The organism is uncultured Pseudoflavonifractor sp. (assembly GCA_904419835.1).
Lineage (GTDB): Bacteria > Bacillota > Clostridia > Oscillospirales > Oscillospiraceae > Pseudoflavonifractor.
Genome location: CAJFTA010000013.1, coordinates 54746 through 76645, shown reverse-complemented (window position 1 = coordinate 76645; position 21900 = coordinate 54746). Strand labels below are relative to the sequence as shown.

Annotated in this window: 19 protein-coding genes; 15 read left to right on the top strand and 4 right to left on the bottom strand. The window is 64.5% G+C overall.

What is annotated here, in order from left to right:
• Both QZY67_RS04195 and QZY67_RS04190 read right to left on the bottom strand, forming a co-directional pair.
• A partial coding sequence (locus QZY67_RS04195) for a Clp protease N-terminal domain-containing protein (protein ID WP_295368701.1) occupies positions 1-1015 on the bottom strand: 1015 nt, incomplete at its 3' end.
• 402 nt (positions 1016-1417) lie between these two features.
• Complete coding sequence (locus QZY67_RS04190) at positions 1418-1846, bottom strand: Hsp20/alpha crystallin family protein (protein ID WP_295368700.1); 429 nt, start codon at positions 1844-1846, stop codon at positions 1418-1420.
• Between the two features lie 404 nt (positions 1847-2250).
• Here QZY67_RS04190 and QZY67_RS04185 point away from each other — a divergent pair, with 404 nt between their 5' ends.
• On the top strand, positions 2251-3642 hold the full coding sequence (locus QZY67_RS04185) for an MATE family efflux transporter (protein WP_295368699.1): 1392 nt from the start codon (positions 2251-2253) through the stop codon (positions 3640-3642).
• A gap of 402 nt (positions 3643-4044) precedes the next feature.
• On the opposite strand, the gene QZY67_RS04180 is transcribed toward QZY67_RS04185, so the two are convergent.
• Together QZY67_RS04180 and QZY67_RS04175 are read right to left on the bottom strand one after the other, a co-directional pair.
• Positions 4045-5346: a HAMP domain-containing sensor histidine kinase gene (locus tag QZY67_RS04180; RefSeq protein ID WP_295368698.1), complete on the bottom strand. Its 1302-nt coding sequence runs from the start codon at positions 5344-5346 to the stop codon at positions 4045-4047.
• Positions 5347-5398: 52 nt separating this feature from the next.
• Positions 5399-6076 (bottom strand): response regulator transcription factor, encoded by a 678-nt coding sequence (locus QZY67_RS04175; protein ID WP_295368697.1) that lies wholly within the window; start codon positions 6074-6076, stop codon positions 5399-5401.
• Positions 6077-6319: 243 nt separating this feature from the next.
• Here QZY67_RS04175 and QZY67_RS04170 point away from each other — a divergent pair, with 243 nt between their 5' ends.
• The 14 genes from QZY67_RS04170 to whiA all read left to right on the top strand — a co-directional run bounded on the left by QZY67_RS04170 (position 6320) and on the right by whiA (position 21895).
• Positions 6320-8128 (top strand): HlyD family efflux transporter periplasmic adaptor subunit, encoded by a 1809-nt coding sequence (locus QZY67_RS04170; RefSeq protein ID WP_295368696.1) that lies wholly within the window; start codon positions 6320-6322, stop codon positions 8126-8128.
• 19 nt (positions 8129-8147) lie between these two features.
• On the top strand, positions 8148-8891 hold the full coding sequence (locus tag QZY67_RS04165; RefSeq protein WP_295368695.1) for an ABC transporter ATP-binding protein: 744 nt from the start codon (positions 8148-8150) through the stop codon (positions 8889-8891).
• Complete coding sequence (locus tag QZY67_RS04160; RefSeq protein ID WP_295368694.1) at positions 8888-10069, top strand: ABC transporter permease; 1182 nt, start codon at positions 8888-8890, stop codon at positions 10067-10069. The genes QZY67_RS04165 and QZY67_RS04160 overlap by 4 nt, the downstream gene beginning before the upstream one ends.
• Before the next feature lie 29 nt (positions 10070-10098).
• Positions 10099-12144, top strand: coding sequence for an S-layer homology domain-containing protein (locus QZY67_RS04155; protein ID WP_295368693.1), 2046 nt, complete (start codon positions 10099-10101; stop codon positions 12142-12144).
• A 158-nt stretch (positions 12145-12302) separates the two neighbouring features.
• Positions 12303-12797, top strand: coding sequence for a small multi-drug export protein (locus QZY67_RS04150; protein WP_294534683.1), 495 nt, complete (start codon positions 12303-12305; stop codon positions 12795-12797).
• An 85-nt stretch (positions 12798-12882) separates the two neighbouring features.
• Positions 12883-13218: a hypothetical protein gene (locus QZY67_RS04145; protein WP_294534686.1), complete on the top strand. Its 336-nt coding sequence runs from the start codon at positions 12883-12885 to the stop codon at positions 13216-13218.
• 53 nt (positions 13219-13271) lie between these two features.
• Positions 13272-15488 carry an ATP-dependent RecD-like DNA helicase gene (locus tag QZY67_RS04140; RefSeq protein WP_295368692.1) on the top strand — a complete coding sequence of 739 codons (2217 nt, stop codon included), beginning with the start codon at positions 13272-13274 and terminating at the stop codon, positions 15486-15488.
• An 89-nt stretch (positions 15489-15577) separates the two neighbouring features.
• Entirely contained in the window at positions 15578-15751 is a 174-nt protein-coding gene (locus QZY67_RS04135) for a hypothetical protein (protein ID WP_198286291.1), read from the top strand.
• Positions 15748-16410 (top strand): ComF family protein, encoded by a 663-nt coding sequence (locus tag QZY67_RS04130; RefSeq protein WP_295368691.1) that lies wholly within the window; start codon positions 15748-15750, stop codon positions 16408-16410. Before QZY67_RS04135 ends, QZY67_RS04130 begins: the two co-directional genes overlap by 4 nt.
• 181 nt (positions 16411-16591) lie before the next feature.
• Positions 16592-17614, top strand: a complete 1023-nt coding sequence (gene mreB / locus QZY67_RS04125) for a rod shape-determining protein MreB (protein ID WP_294534669.1) — start codon at positions 16592-16594, stop codon at positions 17612-17614.
• A 473-nt stretch (positions 17615-18087) separates the two neighbouring features.
• Complete coding sequence (gene murB / locus QZY67_RS04120) at positions 18088-19005, top strand: UDP-N-acetylmuramate dehydrogenase (RefSeq protein ID WP_295368690.1); 918 nt, start codon at positions 18088-18090, stop codon at positions 19003-19005.
• 30 nt (positions 19006-19035) lie between these two features.
• Complete coding sequence (gene rapZ / locus QZY67_RS04115) at positions 19036-19896, top strand: RNase adapter RapZ (RefSeq protein ID WP_295368689.1); 861 nt, start codon at positions 19036-19038, stop codon at positions 19894-19896.
• Positions 19897-19908: 12 nt separating this feature from the next.
• Positions 19909-20928 carry a gluconeogenesis factor YvcK family protein gene (locus QZY67_RS04110; RefSeq protein WP_295368688.1) on the top strand — a complete coding sequence of 340 codons (1020 nt, stop codon included), beginning with the start codon at positions 19909-19911 and terminating at the stop codon, positions 20926-20928.
• A gap of 40 nt (positions 20929-20968) precedes the next feature.
• Positions 20969-21895, top strand: coding sequence for a DNA-binding protein WhiA (gene whiA, locus QZY67_RS04105; RefSeq protein ID WP_295368687.1), 927 nt, complete (start codon positions 20969-20971; stop codon positions 21893-21895).
• Positions 21896-21900 lie beyond the last annotated feature (5 nt).

The following is a 21900-nucleotide window of genomic DNA, read 5'->3' as shown; positions in this document are numbered from 1 at the left end:
GCTGGAACCGCCGCTCCAGGGCGGCGTCCTTCTCGATATACTGGCGGTACTCGTTGAGGGTGGTGGCGCCGATGCAGTGGAGCTCGCCCCGGGCCAGCAGGGGCTTGAGCAGGTTGCCCGCGTCCATGGCGCCCTCGGTCTTGCCGGCGCCCACGATGGTGTGCAGCTCGTCGATGAAGAGGAGGATTTTGCCCTCGCTCTTCTTCACCTCGTTGAGGACGGCCTTCAGCCGCTCCTCAAACTCGCCCCGGTACTTGGCGCCGGCGATCAGGGCGCCCATATCCAGGGCGAAGATGGTCTTGTCCTTCAGGCTGCCGGGCACGTCGCCCTTGACGATACGCTGGGCCAGCCCCTCGGCGATGGCGGTTTTGCCCACGCCGGGCTCGCCGATGAGGACGGGGTTGTTCTTGGTCTTGCGGCTGAGGATGCGGATGACGTTGCGGATCTCGTCGTCACGGCCGATGACCGGGTCCAGCTTGTTCTGCCGGGCCCGCTCCACCAGGTCGGAGCCGTACTTCTTCAGCGCGTCGTAGGTCTCCTCCGGGTTGTCGCTGGTGACCCGCTGGTTGCCCCGGATGGAGGAGAGGGCCTGAAGAATGCCCTCCCGGGTGATGCGGTAGGTCTGGAAGAGGTGCTTCAGGGTGCTGTTGGCGCACTCCACCAGGGCCAGCAGCAGGTGCTCCACCGAGATAAACTCGTCCTTCATGGACTCCGCCACCGACTCGGCGGTGTTGAGGACCTTGTCCACATCCTGGGCCACGTAGATCTTGCCCTGCTCCCGGCCGGAGCCGGACACCCGGGGCAGCTTCTGAACCTCGTTCTTCACGGCGGCGGCAAAGGAGGGGACGGTCAGGCCCATCTTGGTCAGCAGCTGGGGAATCAGGCCGTTTTCGGTCTCCAGCAGGGCCAGCAGCAGGTGGGCCTGCTCAATCTGCTGGTTGCCGTACTCGGTGGCCACGGCCTGGGCCTCCTGGATGGCCTCCAGGGATTTCTGGGTATATTTGTTGGCGTTCATATAATAAGTCACATCCTCTCAGGGATAAGGTTTGATGAAATAGGCGGCGGGTGGGATAAAACACCGCTTAAAGTAATCCTACTATCATTTGATAGTAAAATCCACACTTTTTTTAACATTGCAGTATAATGCGAAAAAATGAAGATTCAGCGGGACGGAGATGTTGAATATGAGGACAACCAGGAAGTATATTGTAGAAAAGCAATGCTGCGGGACCTGCGCGCACTACCGGCAGCACTATGTGCTGGGGGGCGGAGGACAGTTCTCACCTCTATGGTACGGACACTGTCACTCACCGCATCAGAGATATCCGCAGCCTGATGGCGTCTGTCCCAAATGGAAGGGGCGGGGAGAAGAAAGGGAGCCGGTCAGCCAAGGCTGACCGGCTCCCGCGGCTTACCGTTACTCGATGGCGATTCTCCGGGCCTCGGGGACCGTGGGCTGGGCCTTGGGCAGGTTCAGCTCCAGCACCCCGTTGTTGTAGGCGGCGGTGATGCCGGCCTCGTCGATGCCGGTGATGTCAAAGGAACGGGAGAAGGAACCATAGCGGCGCTCACGGCGCAGGTAGTTGCCCTTCTCGTCCTTCTGGTCGCTGCTCTCCTTGTGCTCGGCGGTGATGGTGAGGATGCCGTCCTTCACGTCCAGGGAGATGTCCTCCTTGTTGAAGCCGGGCAGCTCGGCCTCCAGCACGTACTTGTCGTTGACCTCACGGATGTCGGTGCGGAAGGCGGGCAGAGAGGCGTTGCTGCTGCGGAAGAAATCGCGGGCGAAGTTATCAAATGTATCGAACAGGTTGTCGTTGCTGCGCTCAAAAGGAAGCATGCCAAACATAGAAATCTCTCCTTTGGATTTGGATTTAAAATTCTGTTTTTGTGAACCACGGGACTCTGGCAGTCTAACAATCACTCTGCTAATCACGGCGATCACGCATGTTGCAAATCCCCTTTCAGAGGGCTGAACTCTGATTTATTCAACCTCTCTATCTCTTTTTCTGAGCTTAGTATACTGCCGGACTGTGAACAAATATACAATAAATTATGTCTAAATTGTAAACATTAGCACTCAATAAAATAGAGTGCTAAAAAATGAGAAAAATCAGCAGAGGAGTGCCGGGAAGAAAAATGCGGCGGAGCAGTGGGGGAATAATAGGGCGCAAGCCCCTTTACGGCGGGGAACAGATCGGCTATAATGGGCCGGAATGAGTTTGCATGAGCGATATAAAGGAGAGAGATAGCGTGCGACACAAGAACGATTTGGGGAAGGACCCCATTGGTCCCCTGATCCTTCGCCTGGCCATCCCCACCATGCTGGCCCAGCTGGTCAGCGTACTGTACAGCATCGTGGATCGGATGTACATCGGCAATATTCCTGAAATAGGCACCGTGGCCCTGGCGGGCGTGGGGGTGTGCGGGCCTATTGTAACCCTGCTGTCCTCCTTCGCCACCCTGGTTGGCCTGGGCGGCGCCCCCAACCTGGCCATGCGCATGGGGGAGGGGAACCGGGAGGAGGCCCAGCGGGTGCTCAACAACGGCTTCCTGATGCTGACGGTGCTCTCAGGGGCGCTCACCGCCCTGTTTCTGCTGCTGCGGGAGCCGCTGCTCATGTGCTTCGGCGCCAGCGAGGCCACCTTTCCCTACGCCAACACCTACCTGACCATCTATACCGCCGGGACCTTCTTCGCCCTCATGGCCACGGGCATGAACAGCTTCCTCATCTGCCAGGGCCGCTCCGGGCTGGGCATGCTCACCGTTCTGGTGGGCGCGGTGATGAATATCATCCTGGACCCGGTTTTTATCTACCTGCTGGGACTGGATGTGGCGGGGGCGGCCATCGCCACCGTCATCTCCCAGATGTGCTCCTGCGGCCTGGTGCTCTTCTTCCTGCGGCGGAAGTCCATGCCGGTGCGGCTGGGGTGGGGCGGCTTCCAGTGGAGGATCATCGGGCGCATCGCCAGCTTCGGCCTGACGCCCTTCCTGATCATCGCCACGGACAGCGTGCTCCTCATTGTCCTCAACGCCGTGCTCCAGCGGTACGGCGGGCCGGGGGAGGGGGACATTCTGGTCACCTGCGCCACCATCGTCCAGAGCTACATGTGCATCATCACCATGCCCATGGGCGGCATCACCGGCGGCTGCCAGAGCGTGGTCAGCTTCAACTACGGCGCCGGACAGCCTGACCGGATTAAGAGAGCCATCCGCTATATCTGCGCCCTGTGCCTGGCCTTTACCGCCCTGATGACCGTCTTTACCTACACCCTCTCGCCTCTGTTTGTCCGCCTCTTCACGGCGGACGCCGCCCTGATGGCCCGGACGGTGGGGTATATTAAGGTGTACACCTTCGGCATTATCCCCCTGGCGGTGCAATACACCCTGGTGGACGAGGTCACCGCCATGGGCCACCTGCGCCTGGCCCTGTTCTGCTCCCTGTTCCGCAAGGCCACCTTCCTGGCCGGGACGGTGCTCTTTCCCGCCCTGCTGTCCGCCGACGCGGCCTTCTATGCCGAGCCGGTGTGCGACGTGCTCTGCGCCGCTGTGACCGCCGTGCTGTTCCTGCTGTCCTTCCCCAAAATGATTGCCGGAAGAATGGAGGATTTGCGCAGGCTGGGGGACGTCAAATCCGGCGGCTGATTTTAATGGGAAAATGTGTTGAAATATATCATAGATCCGGACGCGAACTCTTCTTTTGCGACCGGAGAACGGCACGCCGCGAAGGAGAGAGCAGCAGCGCCGGCATGAAAGGCACTGAGAACCGAGAAGAGAAGAAAACAGCGTTCCGAACCCGGCTTGGCCGGATCGGAACGCTGTTTTTGAGTCTGCCGATAAACTATGGGACTCGAAGTTTCGGAGGGAAAGATAGTGTGAAAGAAAACCGTCAGGGTTGTCTTTCGCGTGGAATCAAACCACTTTTTCAAGCTTTTGAAAGGCTTGAAAAAGTACGGCAGCCTGTCGGAAGGGCTTTCCGACAGGCTGAACAGCGTTCCGAACCCGGCTTGGCCGGATCGGAACGCTGTTTTGCTGCAAGGAGAAACGTTACCCCCAAAAAGACAACTGGCGCTTGCCCTGGGGGAGCAGAACGGTGAAAACCGTGCCCTCCGCCTCACTGCTGGCCACGGATATCTGTCCCCGGTGGGACTGGACGATGGCCTTGGCGATGGCAAGGCCCAGCCCGTAGCCCCCGGCCTCCCGGGTACGGGCGCTGTCGGAGCGGTAGAAGCGCTCAAAGAGGTGCTCCAGATGTTCCGGCGGGATGGCCGGCCCGGTGTTGCGCACGGTGAGCCGCAGGCGGTCGGCGGTGCGGCCGAGGGTGACCGACACGGCGCCGCCCGCGCCGGCATACTTGCAGGCGTTGTCCAGCAGAATGTATACCAGGCGCCGCAGCTGGCCCTCATCGCCGCTGACGCACAGCCCGGGGCGGATGTCGCTCCCCAGCGTGACGCCCGCCTCAAAGGCCACCGACTCAAAGGGCAGCAGGCAGCCCTCGGTCAGCTCGCTCATGTCCACCGGCAGCCGGGTGGCGGACAGCCGCGCGGCGTCGCTCTTGGCCAGGAAGAGCATGTCCTCCACCAGGCCCTTCATCCGCCGGGCCTCCTCCTGGATGTACTCAACCCACTTGGCCTGGGCGGCCACGGTATCCTCCCTGTGGGAGAGGAGGATGCCGGAGTTGGCCAGAATCACGGTGAGGGGGGTCTTCAGCTCGTGGGAGGCGTCGGCCACAAACTGGCGCTGCTGCTCCCAGGCCTTGGCTACCGGCCGGGTGGCCAGCCTGGAGAGGAACAGGCTGATGAGGAAGAAACCCAGCAGCGCCCCCACGCCCACCAGCAGGGAGGTGAGCAGCAGGCCCTGGAGATTCTGCCGCTCCCAGCTCCGGTCGGCAAAGGCGATGCGGGTTTCGCCCTCCGGGCTGGTCTCCACCAGGTAGCGCAGCCCCAGCCTGTTCAGCACCCCCTCGCGGGCGCCGGAGGCCAGAGCCTGGGAGACGGCCTCCTCCAGCACCTCGTCGGACACGGACACGCTCTCCTGGGAGTAGACGGCGTCCACCTGACCATCCTCCGTCAGGGAGACACAGAAGACGGGGATCATCATGACCTGGCGGACGGAGTCCCTGCCCCGGTCGTCCCACCTTTCCGGGATGATGTCGCCGGGGGGAGAAAACTCGAAGCGGGGCGGTTCCCGGCCGTCGCTCCACTCCAGGGACATGCGCATGGCGGCCATGCTCTGCCCGGCCAGGCGCTGGGAGGTGGAGACCATCAGCACGGCGAACACCACAATCAGCACCAGGCTGACCAGCGCCATGTTGGTGAGGATGAATTTGAGTCTCAGCTTGCGGATCAAGATCCCATCACGCCCCCGTCGGAGAAGAGCAGCCGCTCCGATTCAGTACCTGTCATGCGGCCGGGTACTCCAGGAAGTACCCAACCTTCCTCATGGTCCGGATCTGGACCACGGAGTCCAGGAAGGCCAGCTTCTTGCGCAGGAAGGACACATAGACCTCCACGTTGTTGTCCTCCGCGTCGGACTCCAGGCCCCACACGCGGGTGATGATGTCGTCCTTTGGCACCACGGCGCTGGCGTTGGCCAGCAGCAGCTTCATCACCTCAAACTCCTTGAAGCCCAGCCGCACCGATTTCGCCCCCCGGCTCAGGCACCGGGTGGACAAGGTCAGGGTCAGGTCGGCCACCGACATGGACTCGCCCAGTACCTCGCCCTGGCGGCGGGTGAGGGCCCGGATACGGGCCATCAGCTCCTCCGGGTCAAAGGGCTTGGTCATGTAGTCATCCGCGCCGCAGTCCAGCCCGGTGACCTTGTCGGCCGTCTCATCCTTGGCGGTGAGCATGAGCACGGGGGTGGAGTTGTGGGCGGCGCGGAGCCGCCGCACCACATCAAAGCCGCTCAGGCCGGGGAGCATCACGTCCAGTACAATGACGTCGTACTGGCTGGTGAGGGCGTAGTCCAGAGCGTCGGAGCCGGTGTATACCACGTCGGTCTGATAGCGCTGCTCGGCCATGATCTGGGAGAGCGCCTCGGCCAGGCGCACCTCGTCCTCTACAATTAAAATCCGCATATGGGTCACACCTTTCTCCCGCCGGAGGTCTGCCGCAGGCTCCGGCGGACGCTTTATCCGGGCATATTGTAAGGCGGGAACCTTTAGTTTACCTGAAATTATATCAGAGACGAAGGAAAAATCCAGGTTTCAATAAAACATTTACAGAGTGTTCATATTTCCGTATCGGAACTTTCAGAGCAATTTCAGCTTTTTACAGTATACTTGCCTCTGTCAAAAAATTGCTGCGGGGAGGAATGGAATGTGCAGCTTCTGAAACACCGGCCCGCCGCCGAGGGCGGCGGGGACAGCGTGGAAACGCCCCGGAAAAAAGGCCGGATTCCCGTCCGGCGGATTGTGGCCCTGATTGTGGTCGTGGGGGTTGTGGCCGCCGCGGCGGTGGGGGCCCGGGCCCTCTTCTTTACTGAGGAGGAGCAGGTGGCGCTCACCGAGACCACCACCTACGGCACCCTGTCCACCGCCATTGAGGGCACCGCCACCACCATGCCAAACGACAGCGTCAGCGTAATAGCCGCCTCTGCGGCGGAGATTTTGGAGGTGTACGTCTCGGCGGGGGACACCGTGGAGGCGGGGGATTTGCTCTACGTCCAGGATGACGCCGAGCTGGACGAGGAGATTGAGAGCTATCAGGACGAGCTCGCCGAGCTGGAGGAGGAGCTGGACGGCTACTATGACCAGCGCGCAGAGCTCCAGGAGAGCCTGTCCGCCCTGACCGTCACCGCGCCCTTTGCCGGCCGCCTTATCGAGGTGGACGGGGAGGAGGGCGGCAGCGCCCAGAACGGCGGAACGCTGGCCGTCCTGGTGGACGACAGCAAAATGACCCTTACCCAGTATTTCAGCTACGCCTATGCCGACCAGGTCTACGTGGGCATGAGCGCCGGGGTGTCGGTGGCGTCCCTGATGCTGAATCTGGAGGGCACGGTGACCGACATCCAGATGGTGGAGCGGCTCACCACGGAGGGAACCCGCTGCTTTGCCGTCACGGTGACGGTGGACAATCCGGGGGCTCTCACCGAGGGCATGACCGGCGCGGGCTACCTGGTGGCCGACAGCGGCGAGAAGCTCTACCCCGCCGTGGAGGGCAGTCTGGAGTACGGCGGCCAGGAGACCATTCAGGCCCAGGTGGCCGGCGAGATCACCTATGCCGACGCGGTCCCCTATCAGACGGTATCCGCCGGACAGACACTCTTCACCATTGACGGCAGCAGCTATGAGGAGCAGCTGGCGGACGTGGACGATCGCATCGCCCAGACTGAGGAGAAAATTGTCTCCGCCCAGGAGAAGATTACAGAGGCGGAGGAGTCCCGGTCCGACTATAGCGTGACGGCGGAGATCTCCGGCAAGGTGATCTCCGTGGGCGTCCGGGCGGGGGAGAGCCCGCGCATGGAGGGAACCACCGCGGTGACCATCTACAACATGGATACCATGACCATCACTGCCAACATCGACGAGCTGGACATTGACAAGATTGAGATGGGCATGGATGTGACCATCGTGGCCTCCTCCGGGGAAAAGACCTACCAGGGCACGGTGACGGAGATCAGCTACGAGGCCACCAACTCCAGCGGCGTGGCCTATTTCCCCATCACCATTGAGATTGACTCCGCCGGGGAACTGTCAGCGGGCGTCAATGTCTCCTACTACATCTCCACCGGCGACGACGAGGAGGGCGTCCTGGTCCCCCTCTCGGCGCTGAAGAGCGCCGACGAGGGCACCTGCGTCTTTGTCAGGGCGGATACCCGGCCGGACAACGCGGTGGACCTGGAGGAGGGCGTGGTACCCGACGGGTTCTACGCCGTGCCCGTCGAGGTGGGGGCCACCAACAGCCAGTACGCCCGGATTGTCTCCGGCGTGGAGGCGGACACTGAGGTCTTTACCCGCTACCAGAACGCGGCCCCCTCCGGCGGCGGCACCACCAGCCAGGGCACGGACGGCGAGGAGCAGGAGGGCTTCCCCGGCGGCGGCCAGATGCCCGACTTCGGCGGCGGCCAGATGCCCGATTTCTCCGGCGGCGGAATGAATGGCGGCATGGGCGGAGGGCCCAGAGGATGATGGCCGGAAAGGAGATACCATGAGTCTGATTCGACTGGACAACGTCTATAAAATCTACAACGAGGGCAGGGACAACCAGGTCAACGCCCTGGACGGCGTCACCCTGGAGATTGACCAGGGGGAATTCGTGGCCGTCATCGGAACCTCCGGCTCGGGCAAGTCCACCATGATGAACATTCTGGGCTGCCTGGACGTGCCCACCCGGGGGGAGTACTATCTGGACGGCATTCCCATCCGGGAGCGGCGGGAGCGGGAGCTCTCCGCCATCCGGTCCCGGCGCATCGGCTTTGTCTTTCAGGGGTACAACCTCATCCCCGCCCTCAGCGTGTGGCAGAACGTGGCCCTGCCCCTTACCTACCAGCATGTCCGGGCGGAGGAGCGGCGGAAGCGGGCCATGGAGGCCCTGGAGCGGGTGGAAATTGCCGACAAGGCCAACGCCAAGCCCGGCCAGCTCTCCGGAGGACAGCAGCAGCGGGTGGCCATTGCCCGGGCCATGGCCACCCGTTCCCCCATCCTCATGGCCGACGAGCCCACGGGAGCCCTGGACTCCAAAACAGGCGCCCAGGTGCTCGTCCTTATGCGGGAACTCAACCGGGAGCAGGGCACCACCGTCATCCTCATCACCCATGACAACGCCATTGCGGCCCAGGCCGACCGTACCGTCCGGGTCATGGACGGGAAGATCGTCCACGACAGCCTGCGGGACGGGGTGCTGATTCCTGAGGCGGTGCCCTTTCGGGGAGGGCGGGTGGCCGCCCGATGAACGCAGTGATCATGGCTCTGGACTCCATCCGGGAGAAAAAGGGCCGCTCCTTTCTCACCATGCTGGGCATCATCATCGGCATCACCGCCGTGCTGGTGCTGGTGGCGCTGGTGAGCGGGTACAACGCCGACATCACCGCCTACTACGAGAAGCTGGGCGTCAACAAGGTGACGGTGGACATCACCTGGTATGACGCCACCCGGGCGGAGGACGTGGGCGCCCTGCTCTATGAGTACGGCAACGGGGCGCTCTCCGACATGGTCACCGGCGTGTCCCCCAGCCTGAGCACCAGCAAGACCGCCAAGCACGGCAGCAGTACCGCCGAAGGGGTGACGGTCTACTTCGGCAGCGACCAGTTCGCCGCCTGCAACAACTTTGTCCTGGACATGGGCCGGGACATCCTCAGCTACGACATTGACAACCGCAGCCGGGTCTGCGTCCTGGGGGCCTATGTGGCGGACACCCTCTTTGAGTACGCCGACCCCATCGGGCAGACTGTCTACCTGGGCGGAGATCCCTTCCTGGTGGTGGGCACCTACTACCAGAAGGACGGCGGGGAGGAGGACTCCATGGACAACATGCTGGTGGTGCCCAGTTCCCTGACCCGCTCCCTCCTGACCAGCGACTATATCACCAGCTATACCGTCAAGGTGGACACCTCCGACCAGGTGGACACGGTCATGGACCGACTGGATAGCTACCTCAGCGAGAACATCTCCTCCAGCGTGGGGACCTACACCCTCACCGACGGCAACGCCGCCATGACCGAGAGCAATGAGGAGACCGCCTCCATGAGCGTGGTGCTGGGGGGCATCGCGGGCATCGCCCTGCTGGTGGGCGGCATCGGCATCATGAACATCATGCTGGTCACCGTCACCGAGCGCACCCGGGAGATTGGCATCAAAAAGTCCATCGGCGCCCCCCGTCGGGAGATTGTCACCCAGTTCCTGGTGGAGGCCGCCATTCTCAGCGGTCTGGGGGGCCTTATCGGCATCGGCCTGGGCTTTGTGCTCTCGGCGGTGCTGGGCAAGCTGATGTACGATTTCATCCCGCTCCCCAACGCCCTTATCACCGTGGGGGCGGCGGGCTTCTCGGTGGTCATCGGCATTGTGTTCGGCATCTATCCGGCCGCCAAGGCCTCCAACCTCCAGCCTGTGGACGCCCTGCGGGCGGAGTGAGGCGGAGCATGAGAAAGGAGCACATTACCATGAAGAAACGATTTCTGGCGGCTGTGCTGGCCGCGCTTCTGTGCGCCGGGCTGGCGCCCTCCGCCCCGGCGGCCTTTACCGACGTGACCGACCCGGAGACGGCCCGGGCGGTGGAGGTCCTCTCCGGGCTTGGCATTGTGTCCGGCGACGGCACCGGCGCCTACTACCCGGACAGCGGGCTGACCCGGTCCCAGTTCTGCAAGCTGATTGTCCTGGCCGGGGGCCACGGGGACAGCGTGGCCTCCTCGGCCTACAAGACCCTGTTCTCCGACGTGCCCGCCAGCCGCTGGGACGCGCCCTATGTGAACCTGGCCTACTCCGAGGGCCTGGTGGCGGGGTACGGCAACGGCGCCTTCGGCCCGGACGACGGCGTCACGGTGGCCCAGGCGGCCACCATCGCCCTCCGTCTGCTGGGGTACACCGATGCCGACATCGGCCCCTTCTGGCCGGAGGACTACCTGGCTCGGGCGGAGGAGCTGGGCCTGCTGGAGGGCATCTCCTCCGACGGGGACCACCTGCTGACCCGGGGGGAGGCGGCCGTGCTGCTGTACACCCTCCTCACCATGGACACCGCCCAGGGCGCGCCCTTCTATGAGGGCCTGGCGGCCCGGACCGTGTCCTCCGCCCTTCTGACAGGCGTGGACGTGACCGCCGACGACGGCACCGCCCACACCGTGGAGGTCTGGACGGCCTCCGGCGGCGTGCAGCACTACGCCTATGTCAACGCCCCCTCCGAGACGCTCATCGGCGCCCGGGGCGTCCTGCTGCTGGATGAATCCGGCAGGGCGGCGGGCTTTATCCCCGACGGCACCGCCACCCGTACCGTCACCCTGGCCTCTGCCGACGGCTCCGGCCTTACGGACGGGGACGGGAATGCCTTCTCCGTGCCCAACAGCGCCTCCGTCCTGCTGAAGGGGGAGACCCTGACCTGGAGCGACAGCTGGTACGACCTGCGCGCGGGGGACACAGTGGTCCTCTGCTACAGCGCCGCCGGCAGTGTCGAGGCCCTGTGGGTCAGAGAGCGGGAGACTGCCGCCGGGACGGTGCTCACCGGATGGTATGAAGACGCCAGCCCCAATACTGCGGCCCCTGACACCATTACGGTGCTGGGGGCCCAGCTGCCTGTGGCGGAGGAGGGGCTGGACAGCCTGCGGGACTTCTCCATCGGGGACAAAATCTCCGTCACCCTCAGCGGCGACGGGGAGGTAATTGCCGCGGAGGCGGCCTCCTCCGGCGCCCCCCTCATGGCGGGCATTCTGACCGCCGGCGCCGGCGATACGATCTCTGTGGCCCTGAGCAGCGGCGTCACCGTGTCCGGCGCGCTGTCCTCGGGCAGCGCCTCCGCTCTGAATGGCCGCCTGGTGCGGGTGTTCAGCCCGGCCAGGGGCAAGCTGTCGGTCTCCGCCCTGGGCAGCTCTGACATCCCCGGTGATCTGGACGCGGCGGCGGGCACTTTGGGGGAGCTGGAGCTGTCCCCCGACGTGACCGTCTATGACCAGGTGAAGGGAAGCGGGGCGGTGGAGGTGGCCCTGAGCGACATTCTGACGGACACCGTGCCCGCCTCTTCCATCGCCTACGCGGGCACCGACAGCGCCGGGCAGGTGAACCTGCTGGTGCTGGAGGACGTGACGGGCAATTGCTACACCTACGGCTTCCTGGAGAAGGGGGAGCAGACCGGCGGCAGCGGAACCATGCAGTACACCAACACCACCGTCACCGTGGACAATGGGGAGGCCAATTCCACCTATATCACCGGCCTGGCCTTTGACGACGGCGCCGTGGGCGGCGTGGTGGGCACCGGCGAGGGCAGAGTGGCGGCGCTGGTGGAGCTGACCGCCCTGGAGGGCCTGACCCGGGCGGACTTTGACGGCAGCGACGCTGTGGCGGGCATTCCCATCGCCGCCGATGTGAAGGTGTACAACGCCGTTACGGAGACCTGGGTCACCCTGTCCCAGGCCAAGGCCTTTACGGATACCTTTACCGCCTGGTACGACCGGGACCCCGGCCGGGGCGGACAGGTGCGCGTCATTGTGGCGGGGGGATAACAGCCCGCCCGAGAAAGAATGAAATGTAAATTTGGAAAACTTTATAAAAATTTTATTGCCCCACCCTGCCCTGGGATGGTAGAATAGCATCCATGCGGACCCGCCCGCGGGGCGCGTCCCGGCATCAACAGAAAAGCAGGGTGATTATTTTGGATATCATGCAGTGGCTGACCAGCGTCCCCTTTGGGGAGTTTGTGTTTACAATACTGGTCTCCATGATTCCCGTGGTGGAACTGCGGGGCGGCATCCCCTTCGGCGTGGCCACCCTTGGCCTGCCCTATGCGGCCGCGTTTGTGGCGGCCATTATCGGCAATATGATTCCCGTTCCCTTCATCGTGGTGTACATCCGGCGGATCTTCCTCTGGATGCGCCGCCACATGCCCAGGCTCAACAGCCTGGTGGACAGACTGGAGAAAAAGGCCCATCTGAAGGGGCAGAATGTGACCAGGTACAAGTACCTGGGCCTGATGATCTTTGTGGCCATCCCGCTGCCGGGCACCGGCGCCTGGACCGGCGCGCTGGTGGCGGCCTTCCTGGACATGCCCCTGCGCAAGGCGCTGCCCAGCATCTTTGCCGGCGTGCTGCTGGCCGGGTGCATCATGAGCCTGCTCACCGCCTTCGGCATCAACCTGTTTTCCTCCGTTCTGGCCTGAACGGGCGGAAAAAGCGGCCTTTGCCCCCGAACGCCCCTCACCTCCCGCGCATAGGATATGGCGGAGGTGAGGGGCATTGTTATTTGTGATTGGCAGGGCTGTGCTGGCCCTTCTGGCTGCTGCCGGGCTGCTGGCCCTGGGCTGGCTGCTGCTGGGGGCCGCGGTGGCCCCGGTGGGGCGGGGGAGCGTGTACGCCGTGGTGCCCGCCGGTGGGGACGGGGAGCATCTGGAGCAGGACCTGGCCGGGCTGCGCTGGCTGAGGAAAGGGGGCATGGCCCGGTTTACCGTGGTCATCGCCGACTGCGGCCTGAGCGGGCAGGGGCGGCGGCTGGCCGAGCGGCTGGCCTGGCGGGACAGGGGCGTGATTCTCTGCGCCATGGACGACCTTCCCGCTTGCCTTTGGGAGGAAAAGCAGGTATGATATAGGGTAATATAACGTATGTACGAACGAGACAGGATAGGGGAAGAGACGCCATGGAAGAAGAACAGCTCAACTGCATTGAGGGCACCGTTGAGGCCGTCATCTACCAGAACGAGGAGAACGGCTACACGGTCCTCCGGCTGGACGCGGGGGACCAGGGGGGCATCACCGTGGTGGGATGCATCCCGGGGGCCGCGCCGGGGGAGAGCATCACCGTCCGGGGCAGCTGGATGCGCCACGCCTCCTACGGCGAGCAGTTCAAGGCCGAGACGGTGGACCGGCGGATGCCCGCGGGCGAGCGGGCCATCTTCGACTATCTGGCCTCGGGCGCGGTGCGGGGCATCGGCGCGGCCACGGCCAGGAAGATTGTGGAGGAGTTCGGCGGCGATGCCCTCACCGTGCTGGAGGAGCACCCGGAGCGGCTGACCAAAATCCACGGCATCACCCGGAAGCGGGCCCTGGCCATGGGGGAGAACTTCCGCCTTCAGCTGGGCATGCGCCGGCTGCTGGAGTTTTTGGGGGACCACCAGCTGCCCCTCCAGCTGGCCATGCCCCTCTACCGGCGGTACGGGGACCGGACCCTGGAGGTGCTGCGGGCCAACCCCTACCTGCTGGTGGACGAGGAGCTGGGGGTCCGGTTTGACCAGGCCGACGCGCTGGCCCTGGACCAGGGCATGGAGGGGGACGACCCCCAGCGGCTGGAGGCGGGGCTGCTCTTTGAGCTGAGCCACAACCTGAACAACGGCCACACCTTCCTGCCCCGGCGGAAGCTGCTTGCCGCCACCGCCCAGCTGCTGGGCCTGGAGGACCTGGAGGCCCTGGGGGACGGGCTGGAGGCCCTGCTGGAGCGGGGCGAGGTCATCCAGGAGGAGACGGCGGGGGAGGAGGCGGTCTACCTCTTCGACCTGTACGAGGCGGAGTGCTATGTGGCGGAGCGCCTGGCCGGGATGAGCCGGGCGGAGCTGCTGCCCCCGGAGGACCTGGACAGCGTTCTCGACCGGATCCAGCGTGACCAGGGCATCACCTACGCCCCCCAGCAGCGCTCCGCCGTGGAGCTGGCGGCCCGGTCCCAGGTCATGCTGCTCACCGGCGGCCCGGGCACCGGCAAGACCACCTCCCTCCGGGGGGTGCTGGCCCTCTTCGACCACATGGGGCTGGACACCGCCCTGGCCGCCCCCACCGGCCGGGCGGCCAAGCGGCTGGGGGAGCTGTGCGGCATGGAGGCCTACACCATCCACCGCCTGCTGGAGACCCAGTTCGACCCGGGCACCGGCAGGCTGGTGTTCGCCCACGACGAGTCCGAGCCCCTGAAGGCGGACGCGGTGATTGTGGACGAGACCTCCATGGTGGACATCACCCTCATGCGGGCCCTGCTGTCCGCCCTGCGGGGGGAGTGCCGCCTGGTGCTGGTGGGGGACCCGGACCAGCTGCCCTCGGTGGGGCCGGGCAACGTGCTCTCCGACCTCATCCGCAGCGGCAGGGTGCCCACGGTGCGGCTGACCGAGATCTTCCGCCAGGCCGCCCAGAGCGCCATTGTCATGAACGCCCACAGCGTCAACCGGGGGGAGCTGCCCGACCTGCACAACAGCGCCGCCAAGGACTTCTTTTTCCTTCGCCGCACCGACCCGGTGCGGGTGGCGGACACCATCGTGGAGCTGTGCAGGACCCGCCTGCCCGAGAAGATGGGCATCCCCGCCGACCAGATCCAGGTGCTCTCCCCCACCCGGCGGCACACCACCGGCACCGCCTCCCTCAACCGGAGCATCCAGGAGGCGGTGAACCCGGCCCGGCCCGGCAAGGGGGAGCGCCGCTTCGGGGAGTATATCTTCCGGGAGGGGGACCGGGTGATGCAGGTGCGCAACAACTACGACGTCATGTGGCGGGGCAGGGACAACACCGACACGGGCATGGGCATCTTCAACGGGGACGTCGGCGTGATTACCAGGGTGGACAACCGGGACGAGGTCATCACCGTGGACTTTGAGGGCCGGACGGTGGAGTATACGCCGGACATGCTCTCCGAGCTGGAGCCGGCCTACGCCGTCACGGTACATAAGGCCCAGGGCAGCGAGTACCGGGCGGTGATTCTGGCCGCCCTGGACGGCGCGCCCATGCTGCTCACCCGGGGCGTGCTCTACACCGCCATCACCCGGGCCAGGGAGCTCTTTATCGTGGTGGGGGACGAGGGCAAGGTGGCCCAGATGGTGGCCAACAACCGCCAGCAGCGGCGGTATTCCGGCCTGCGGGCCCGGTTGGCCGCCGTTGAATAGTGGAAATTTTAAGCCGTAAAAATGCCGTAAGAATTAACTAAGAATTTGTGCAAAAGATATGCTTTGTCTACCGGAAGGAGACGAGGCATATGGAAAAGAATCATCTCAGCATTCGGACAGACAAGGCCATTCATGACAAACTCCAGTATATTGCAGCCTATGAAGGCCGCTCTATGAGTGGACAGATCCTGTACCTCATCAACACCTGTATCCGTGATTTTGAGAAGGAACACGGGCCTATCCGGCCGGAGGACCTGAAATGAGGGCGGGGCAGGTTCTGCTGGATCTGCTGTTTCCGCCCCGGTGCGTGTTCTGCGGCCGGGTGCTGGGCAGCGGCGAGCGGGAGATCTGCGCCCAGTGCCAGCGCACCCTGCCCTGGCTCACCGAGGAGGCGGCGGAGCAGACAGGGGAGTTCTTTGACAAGTGCGTCTCGCCCCTGCGCTATGAGGGCTTTGTACGGGACTCCATCCACCGCTACAAGTTCAAAGGCATGAGCCGGTACGCCGGCATCTACGGCATCCTGACGGCCCAGTGCGTCCACGACCACCTGGCGGGGGAGTACGACCTCATCTCCTGGGTGCCCCTGTCGGACAGGCGCAAGAGGGAGCGGGGCTATGACCAGGCCTTTCTGCTGGCCCAGTCGGCGGCGGTGAACCTGAACGACGCGGCGGTGGAGACCCTGCGCAAGCTGCGGGACACCGAGGCCCAGTCCGGCCTGGAGCACGACGAGCGCCGCCGGGCCAACGTGCTGGGGGCCTATGTCTGCACCGACCCGGAGCTGGTGGCCGGAAAGCGGATTCTCCTCATCGACGACGTGATCACCACCGGCTCCACCATCTCCGAGTGCGCCCGCACCCTGCGCACCGCCGGGGCGGACAAGGTGGTGTGCGCCACCCTGGCCCGGGCCCGCGCCGGGCGCTGACTGGGCAATTTGCCCTAAGGGAGAGAAAAAATTCCAATCCAGCCAAGGAAAATGTGAAAAATCTATAAAATTTGGGAAAAGCGTTGAAATGACACACCTGCCACATTATAATGTAGAGGATTAAGATATGGGTTTTTGGGCCAAACTAAAAGAAATGCTAAAAAAGCTTAGAGGTGCGGGTATGTTCAGTAAGGATATCGGAATCGACCTGGGTACAGCGTCGATCCTCGTTTATGTAAAAGGCAAGGGCGTGGTGCTGCGGGAGCCCTCCGTGGTGGCCATGGACAAGGACACGGGCAAGCTCCTGAAGGTGGGCACCGAGGCCCAGCAGATGCTGGGCCGTACCCCTGGCAATATTGTGGCCATCCGCCCCCTCCGGGAGGGCGTTATCTCCGACTTTGACATGACCGAGCGGATGCTCAAGGAGTTCATCCGCAAGGCCGCCGCCTTCCGGTTCTTCAAGCCCCGGGTGGTCATCTGCGTGCCCTCCGGCATCACCGAGGTGGAGGAGCGGGCCGTTATCGACGCGGGCATCCAGGCCGGCGCCCGCCGGGTGTACCTGATTGAGGAGCCCCTGGCCGCCGCCATCGGCGCCGGCATCGACATCACCAAGCCCGACGGCCACATGGTGGTGGACATCGGCGGCGGCACCACCGACGTGGCGGTCATCTCCCTGGGCGGCATCGTGGAGTCCACCTCCATCAAGATCGCCGGCGACCAGTTTGACGAGGCCATCATCAAGTACATCCGCCGCAAGCACAACGTGCTCATCGGCGACCGGACCGCCGAGGAGATCAAGATGCAGATCGGCTGCGTGTTCCCCCGGCCGGAGGAGCAGAGCTACGAGGTCAAGGGCCGCTGCCTGATGACCGGCCTGCCCCGCACCTTTACCGTCACCTCCAGCGAGATGATCGAGGCCTTCGAGGAGGTCTCCACCCGCATTCTGGAGGCGGTCCACGGCGTGCTGGAGCGCACGCCCCCCGAGCTGGTGGCCGACATCTCCACCAACGGCATTGTCATGACCGGCGGCGGCAGCCTGGTCTGGGGCTTTGACAAGCTCATCGAGTCCCACACCGGCATCGAGACCCACGTGGCGGACGACGCCATCTCCTGCGTGGCCTACGGCACCGGCAAGAGCCTGGACAACGTGAGCGACATGCAGGACGGCACCATGAACCTGTCCCGCCGCAAGCAGATGAACTGAATTTGTGCGCCCTCTGGGCGGAGCAAACGTCGGAATGCACCTGCATTCCGGCATCAGGCTGTCGAAAAAGTCCCTGGACTTTTTCGACAGCCTTCAAAAATGCCGTTACTTTCGCGCCGCACAGCGGCGCAAAAGTCCTCGCTCCGCTCGCTGGAAGTCTTGCACAGCAAGGCTTCCAGGGCATTCGATTCCACGCGAGGCGGGCGGCTGCCCCCTCGCGCTCCCCCGCCCCGGTTCAGGCGGATGCTTTTAAACTGAGGTTTTTCGACACGCTGACGCCGGAATGCACCTGCATTCCGGCGTTTCTGTACATTTCCGGCCGGAGCCGCTTTTCTGACTTCTGACTATTCTAATCGGCCTTGTTTTCTGCTATAATATATCTGTTAGACGGCCCGCGCCGCCTGTGGAATCATGATATATTTTGCCGGCATTTCAGCCGGTATTGCCGATAAACTCAAATTTTGGAGGTCAGAATGGACGTTTTTTCCGCGCTGAGCGAGGAGCTGCGCCGGGCCTGCCCGGCCCTGGAGCTGCGCACGGAGGAGCCCATGGCGCGCCACACCACCTTCCGGGTGGGCGGTCCCGCCCGGCTGATGGCGCTGCCCGGAGATAAAAAAGAGATCAAGGCGGCGGTCCGCGCCGCCGCCGCCCTGGGGATTGCCCCCTTTTTCCTGGGCAACGGCAGCAACCTGCTGGTGGCCGACGGGGGATATGACGGTTTTATCATCAAGACCGGCGGGCTGGACCAGACCCGGGAGGTCAACGGCCGCCTGCGGGCGGAGTGCGGCATCCCCCTGTCCCGGCTGGCCATGGCCGCCCTGGGCCGGGGCCTGACCGGCCTGGAGTTCGCCCACGGCATCCCCGGCAGCCTGGGGGGCGCGGTGGTCATGAACGCCGGGGCTTACGGCGGGGAGATGGTCCAGGTCCTCACCGCCGTCACCTACCTGGACGAGACCGGCGCGGAGCACACCGTGCCCGCGGCGGAGTGCGGCCTCGCCTACCGCCGCAGCATGTTCACCGACCACCCGGCGTGGCTGGTGCTGGAGGCGGAGATGGCGCTGGAGCAGGGAGACGCCGGGGAGATCCGGGCCAGAATGGAGGACCTGGCCCAGCGGCGCAGGAGCAAGCAGCCCCTGGAGTACCCCAGCGCGGGGAGCACCTTCAAGCGGCCGGCGGGCCACTTTGCCGCCGCCCTCATCGAGCAGTGCGGCCTGAAGGGCCTGACCGTGGGGGGCGCCCAGGTGTCGGAGAAGCACGCCGGGTTCGTCATCAACCGGGGCGGCGCCACCTGCGCCGACGTCCTGAAGCTGACGGAGCAGATTCAGGAGACCGTGCTCCGGGAGACCGGGGTGGCCCTGGAGCTGGAGGTCAGGACCCTGGGCTGCGGATAGAGAGAAAACCATTGGCAGAGGTGTGGAGTTATGGAATTTGTGATCATTTCCGGCCTTTCCGGCGCGGGGAAGAGCAAGGCGGCCTCCTTTATGGAGGATATGGGGTTCTACGTGGTGGACAACATGCCCTCGGCGCTGATTCCCAAGTTCGCCGAGCTGTGCATGGCCAGCCCGGGCAAGTACGAGCGGGTGACGCTGGTCACCGATATCCGGGGCGGCCAGACCTTCGACGGCCTGTTTGACGCCCTGGACGCCCTCCAGCGCATGGGCTGCCAGTACAAAATCCTCTTTGTGGAGGCCACCACCGAGACCATCATCAAGCGCTACAAGGAGACCCGCCGCATCCACCCCCTGCTCCGGCCCGGGCAGGCGCTGGCCGAGGCGGTGAGCCAGGAGCGGAAGGACCTGGAGCCGGTGCGCCGCCGGGCGGAGTATATCATCGACACCTCCGCCCTCTCCACCTCCAAGCTGCGGGGGGAGGTGCTCCGCCTCTTCGGCGGGGACAGCGCCGTGCCCGCCATGAGCGTCAACGTCATCTCCTTCGGCTTCAAGTACGGCATCCCCCTGGAGGCCGACCTGGTGTTTGACGTGCGCTTTCTTCCCAACCCCTACTATATCGCCGAGCTGCGGCATCAGACCGGGCTGGATAAGCCGGTGTACGACTTTGTGTTCGGCTACCAGGAGACCCGGGATTTTATGGCCCGCCTGGAGGACCTCATCGGCTTCCTGCTCCCCAAGTACGTGGAGGAGGGAAAGACCATGCTGGTCATCGGCGTGGGCTGCACCGGCGGACAGCACCGGAGCGTGGCCATCACCAGGGCCCTGGCGGACTTCATCCGCCGGAAGGGCTACCAGGCCACGGACAACCACAGGGACATGACAAGAGCGTAGGAGGTGCGCCGTATGACCGAGCCTTATACCGCCGACCGCCGGTGGGAGTATGAGCCGCGGATTGTCGCCATCGGCGGCGGCACCGGATTGTCCACCATGCTGCGGGGCCTGAAGAGCTACACCCACAATCTGACCGCCATCGTCACCGTGGCCGACGACGGCGGCGGGTCCGGCGTGCTGCGCCAGGACCTGGGCATGCCCCCGCCGGGGGACATCCGCCACTGCATGGAGGCGCTGGCCAATGTAGAGCCGGTCATGGGGGAGCTGCTGTCCTACCGCTTCCCCAAGGACTCGGGCAGCCTGGCGGGCCAGTCCTTCGGCAACCTGATTCTGGCCGCCCTCAACGGCATCTCCGGCTCCTTCGACCAGGCCGTGGCCCGGATGAGCCAGGTTCTGGCCATCACCGGCCGGGTGCTGCCGGTGACCAACGCCGACGTGCAGCTGGAGGCCACCTTTGAAAACGGCACCGCCGTGGTGGGGGAGTCCAAGATCAGCGCCTTCAAGAAGGAGCAGGACTGCCGCATCAAGCAGGTGCGGCTGCTGCCCGAGGGGCCCGCCGCCCTGCCCGAGAGCCTGAAGGCCATCGGCGAGGCGGACATGATTCTCCTGGGGCCGGGCAGCCTGTACACCAGCGTCATCCCCAATCTGCTGGTGGAGGGTATCGCCGACGCGGTTTGCCGGTCCAAGGCCCTGAAGATGTACATCTGCAACATCATGACCCAGGACGGCGAGACCGAGGGCATGACGGCCTCCGACCATGTGAAGGCCCTGCTGGCCCACTCGGGCCCCGGGCTTATCGACCTGTGCCTGTGCAACTCCGCGCCGGTGCGGCCCCGCCTGGTGGAGCGGTACCGGGAGGAGGACGCGGCCCCCATTGTGGTGGACGCCCCCGCCATCGAGGCCCTGGGGATTGAGGTCATCACCCGGCCCCTGGCCTCCGAGACCTCCAACTACGCCCGCCACTCCATCGCCCGGCTGGCCGCCGCCGTCATGGAGATCTACGAGGACCGGGCCCACACCAAGGTGTTCTGAGGGCCGGACGGATATCAAACAACAAGCGAGGGATTTGCCCATGTCCTTTTCCAGCCAGACCAAGGAGGAGCTGTGCCGCGTCCCCCTGGCCCGGAAGTGCTGCGCCCAGGCCGAGGCCTACGGCGTGCTCCTCTTCTGCAACGCCTTCTCCAACCGGGAGATCCGTATCATCACCGAGAGCGGCGGCTTTGCCGCCCGGCTGCCTCTTTTGTTCCGAAAAGCCTTCCAGCTGGACTTTGACAGCCTGCCGCCGGAGAACGGCGGCGGCAAGCGGGTATTTTCCATCACAAGCGGGGACAAGCTCCGGCGGATCTTTGCCGCCTTCGGCTTTGACCCGGCGGACAGCCTGGCCCACCACATCAACTTCGCCGTCCTGGAGGAGGACCACTGCCGCACGTCCTTTTTCCGGGGGGCCTTTCTGGCGGGCGGTTCGGTCACCGACCCGGCCAAGCGCTACCACCTGGAGCTGGTCACCTCTCACTACAGCGTCAGCCGGGAGCTGACCGCCCTGCTGCTGGAGGCGGGCTTCTCCCCCAAGGAGACCACCCGCAAGTCCAACTACATGACATATTTCAAGCAGAGCGAGTACATCGCCGACTTCCTCACCGCCATCGGCGCGCCGGTGGCGGCCATGGAGCTGATGAACGCCAAGCTGGAGAAGAACCTGCGGGGCAGCGTGAACCGCCGGGTGAACTGCGACGCGGCCAACCTGGACAAGGCGGTGGACGCGGCCATGGAGCAGATTGAGGCCATCCGCCGCCTGGAGGAGCGGATGGACCTGACTGAGCTGGGGGAAAAGCTGTACGAGACCGCCCGGCTGCGGCTGGAGAACCCGGAGCTGACACTGTCCCAGCTGGCGGAGCTGTGCGATCCCCCGGTCACCAAGAGCTGCCTGAACCACCGGCTGCGCAAACTGCTGGCCCTGTCTCAGGCCGGGGACGGGGGACAAGCCCGGTCGGAGGCATAATATAG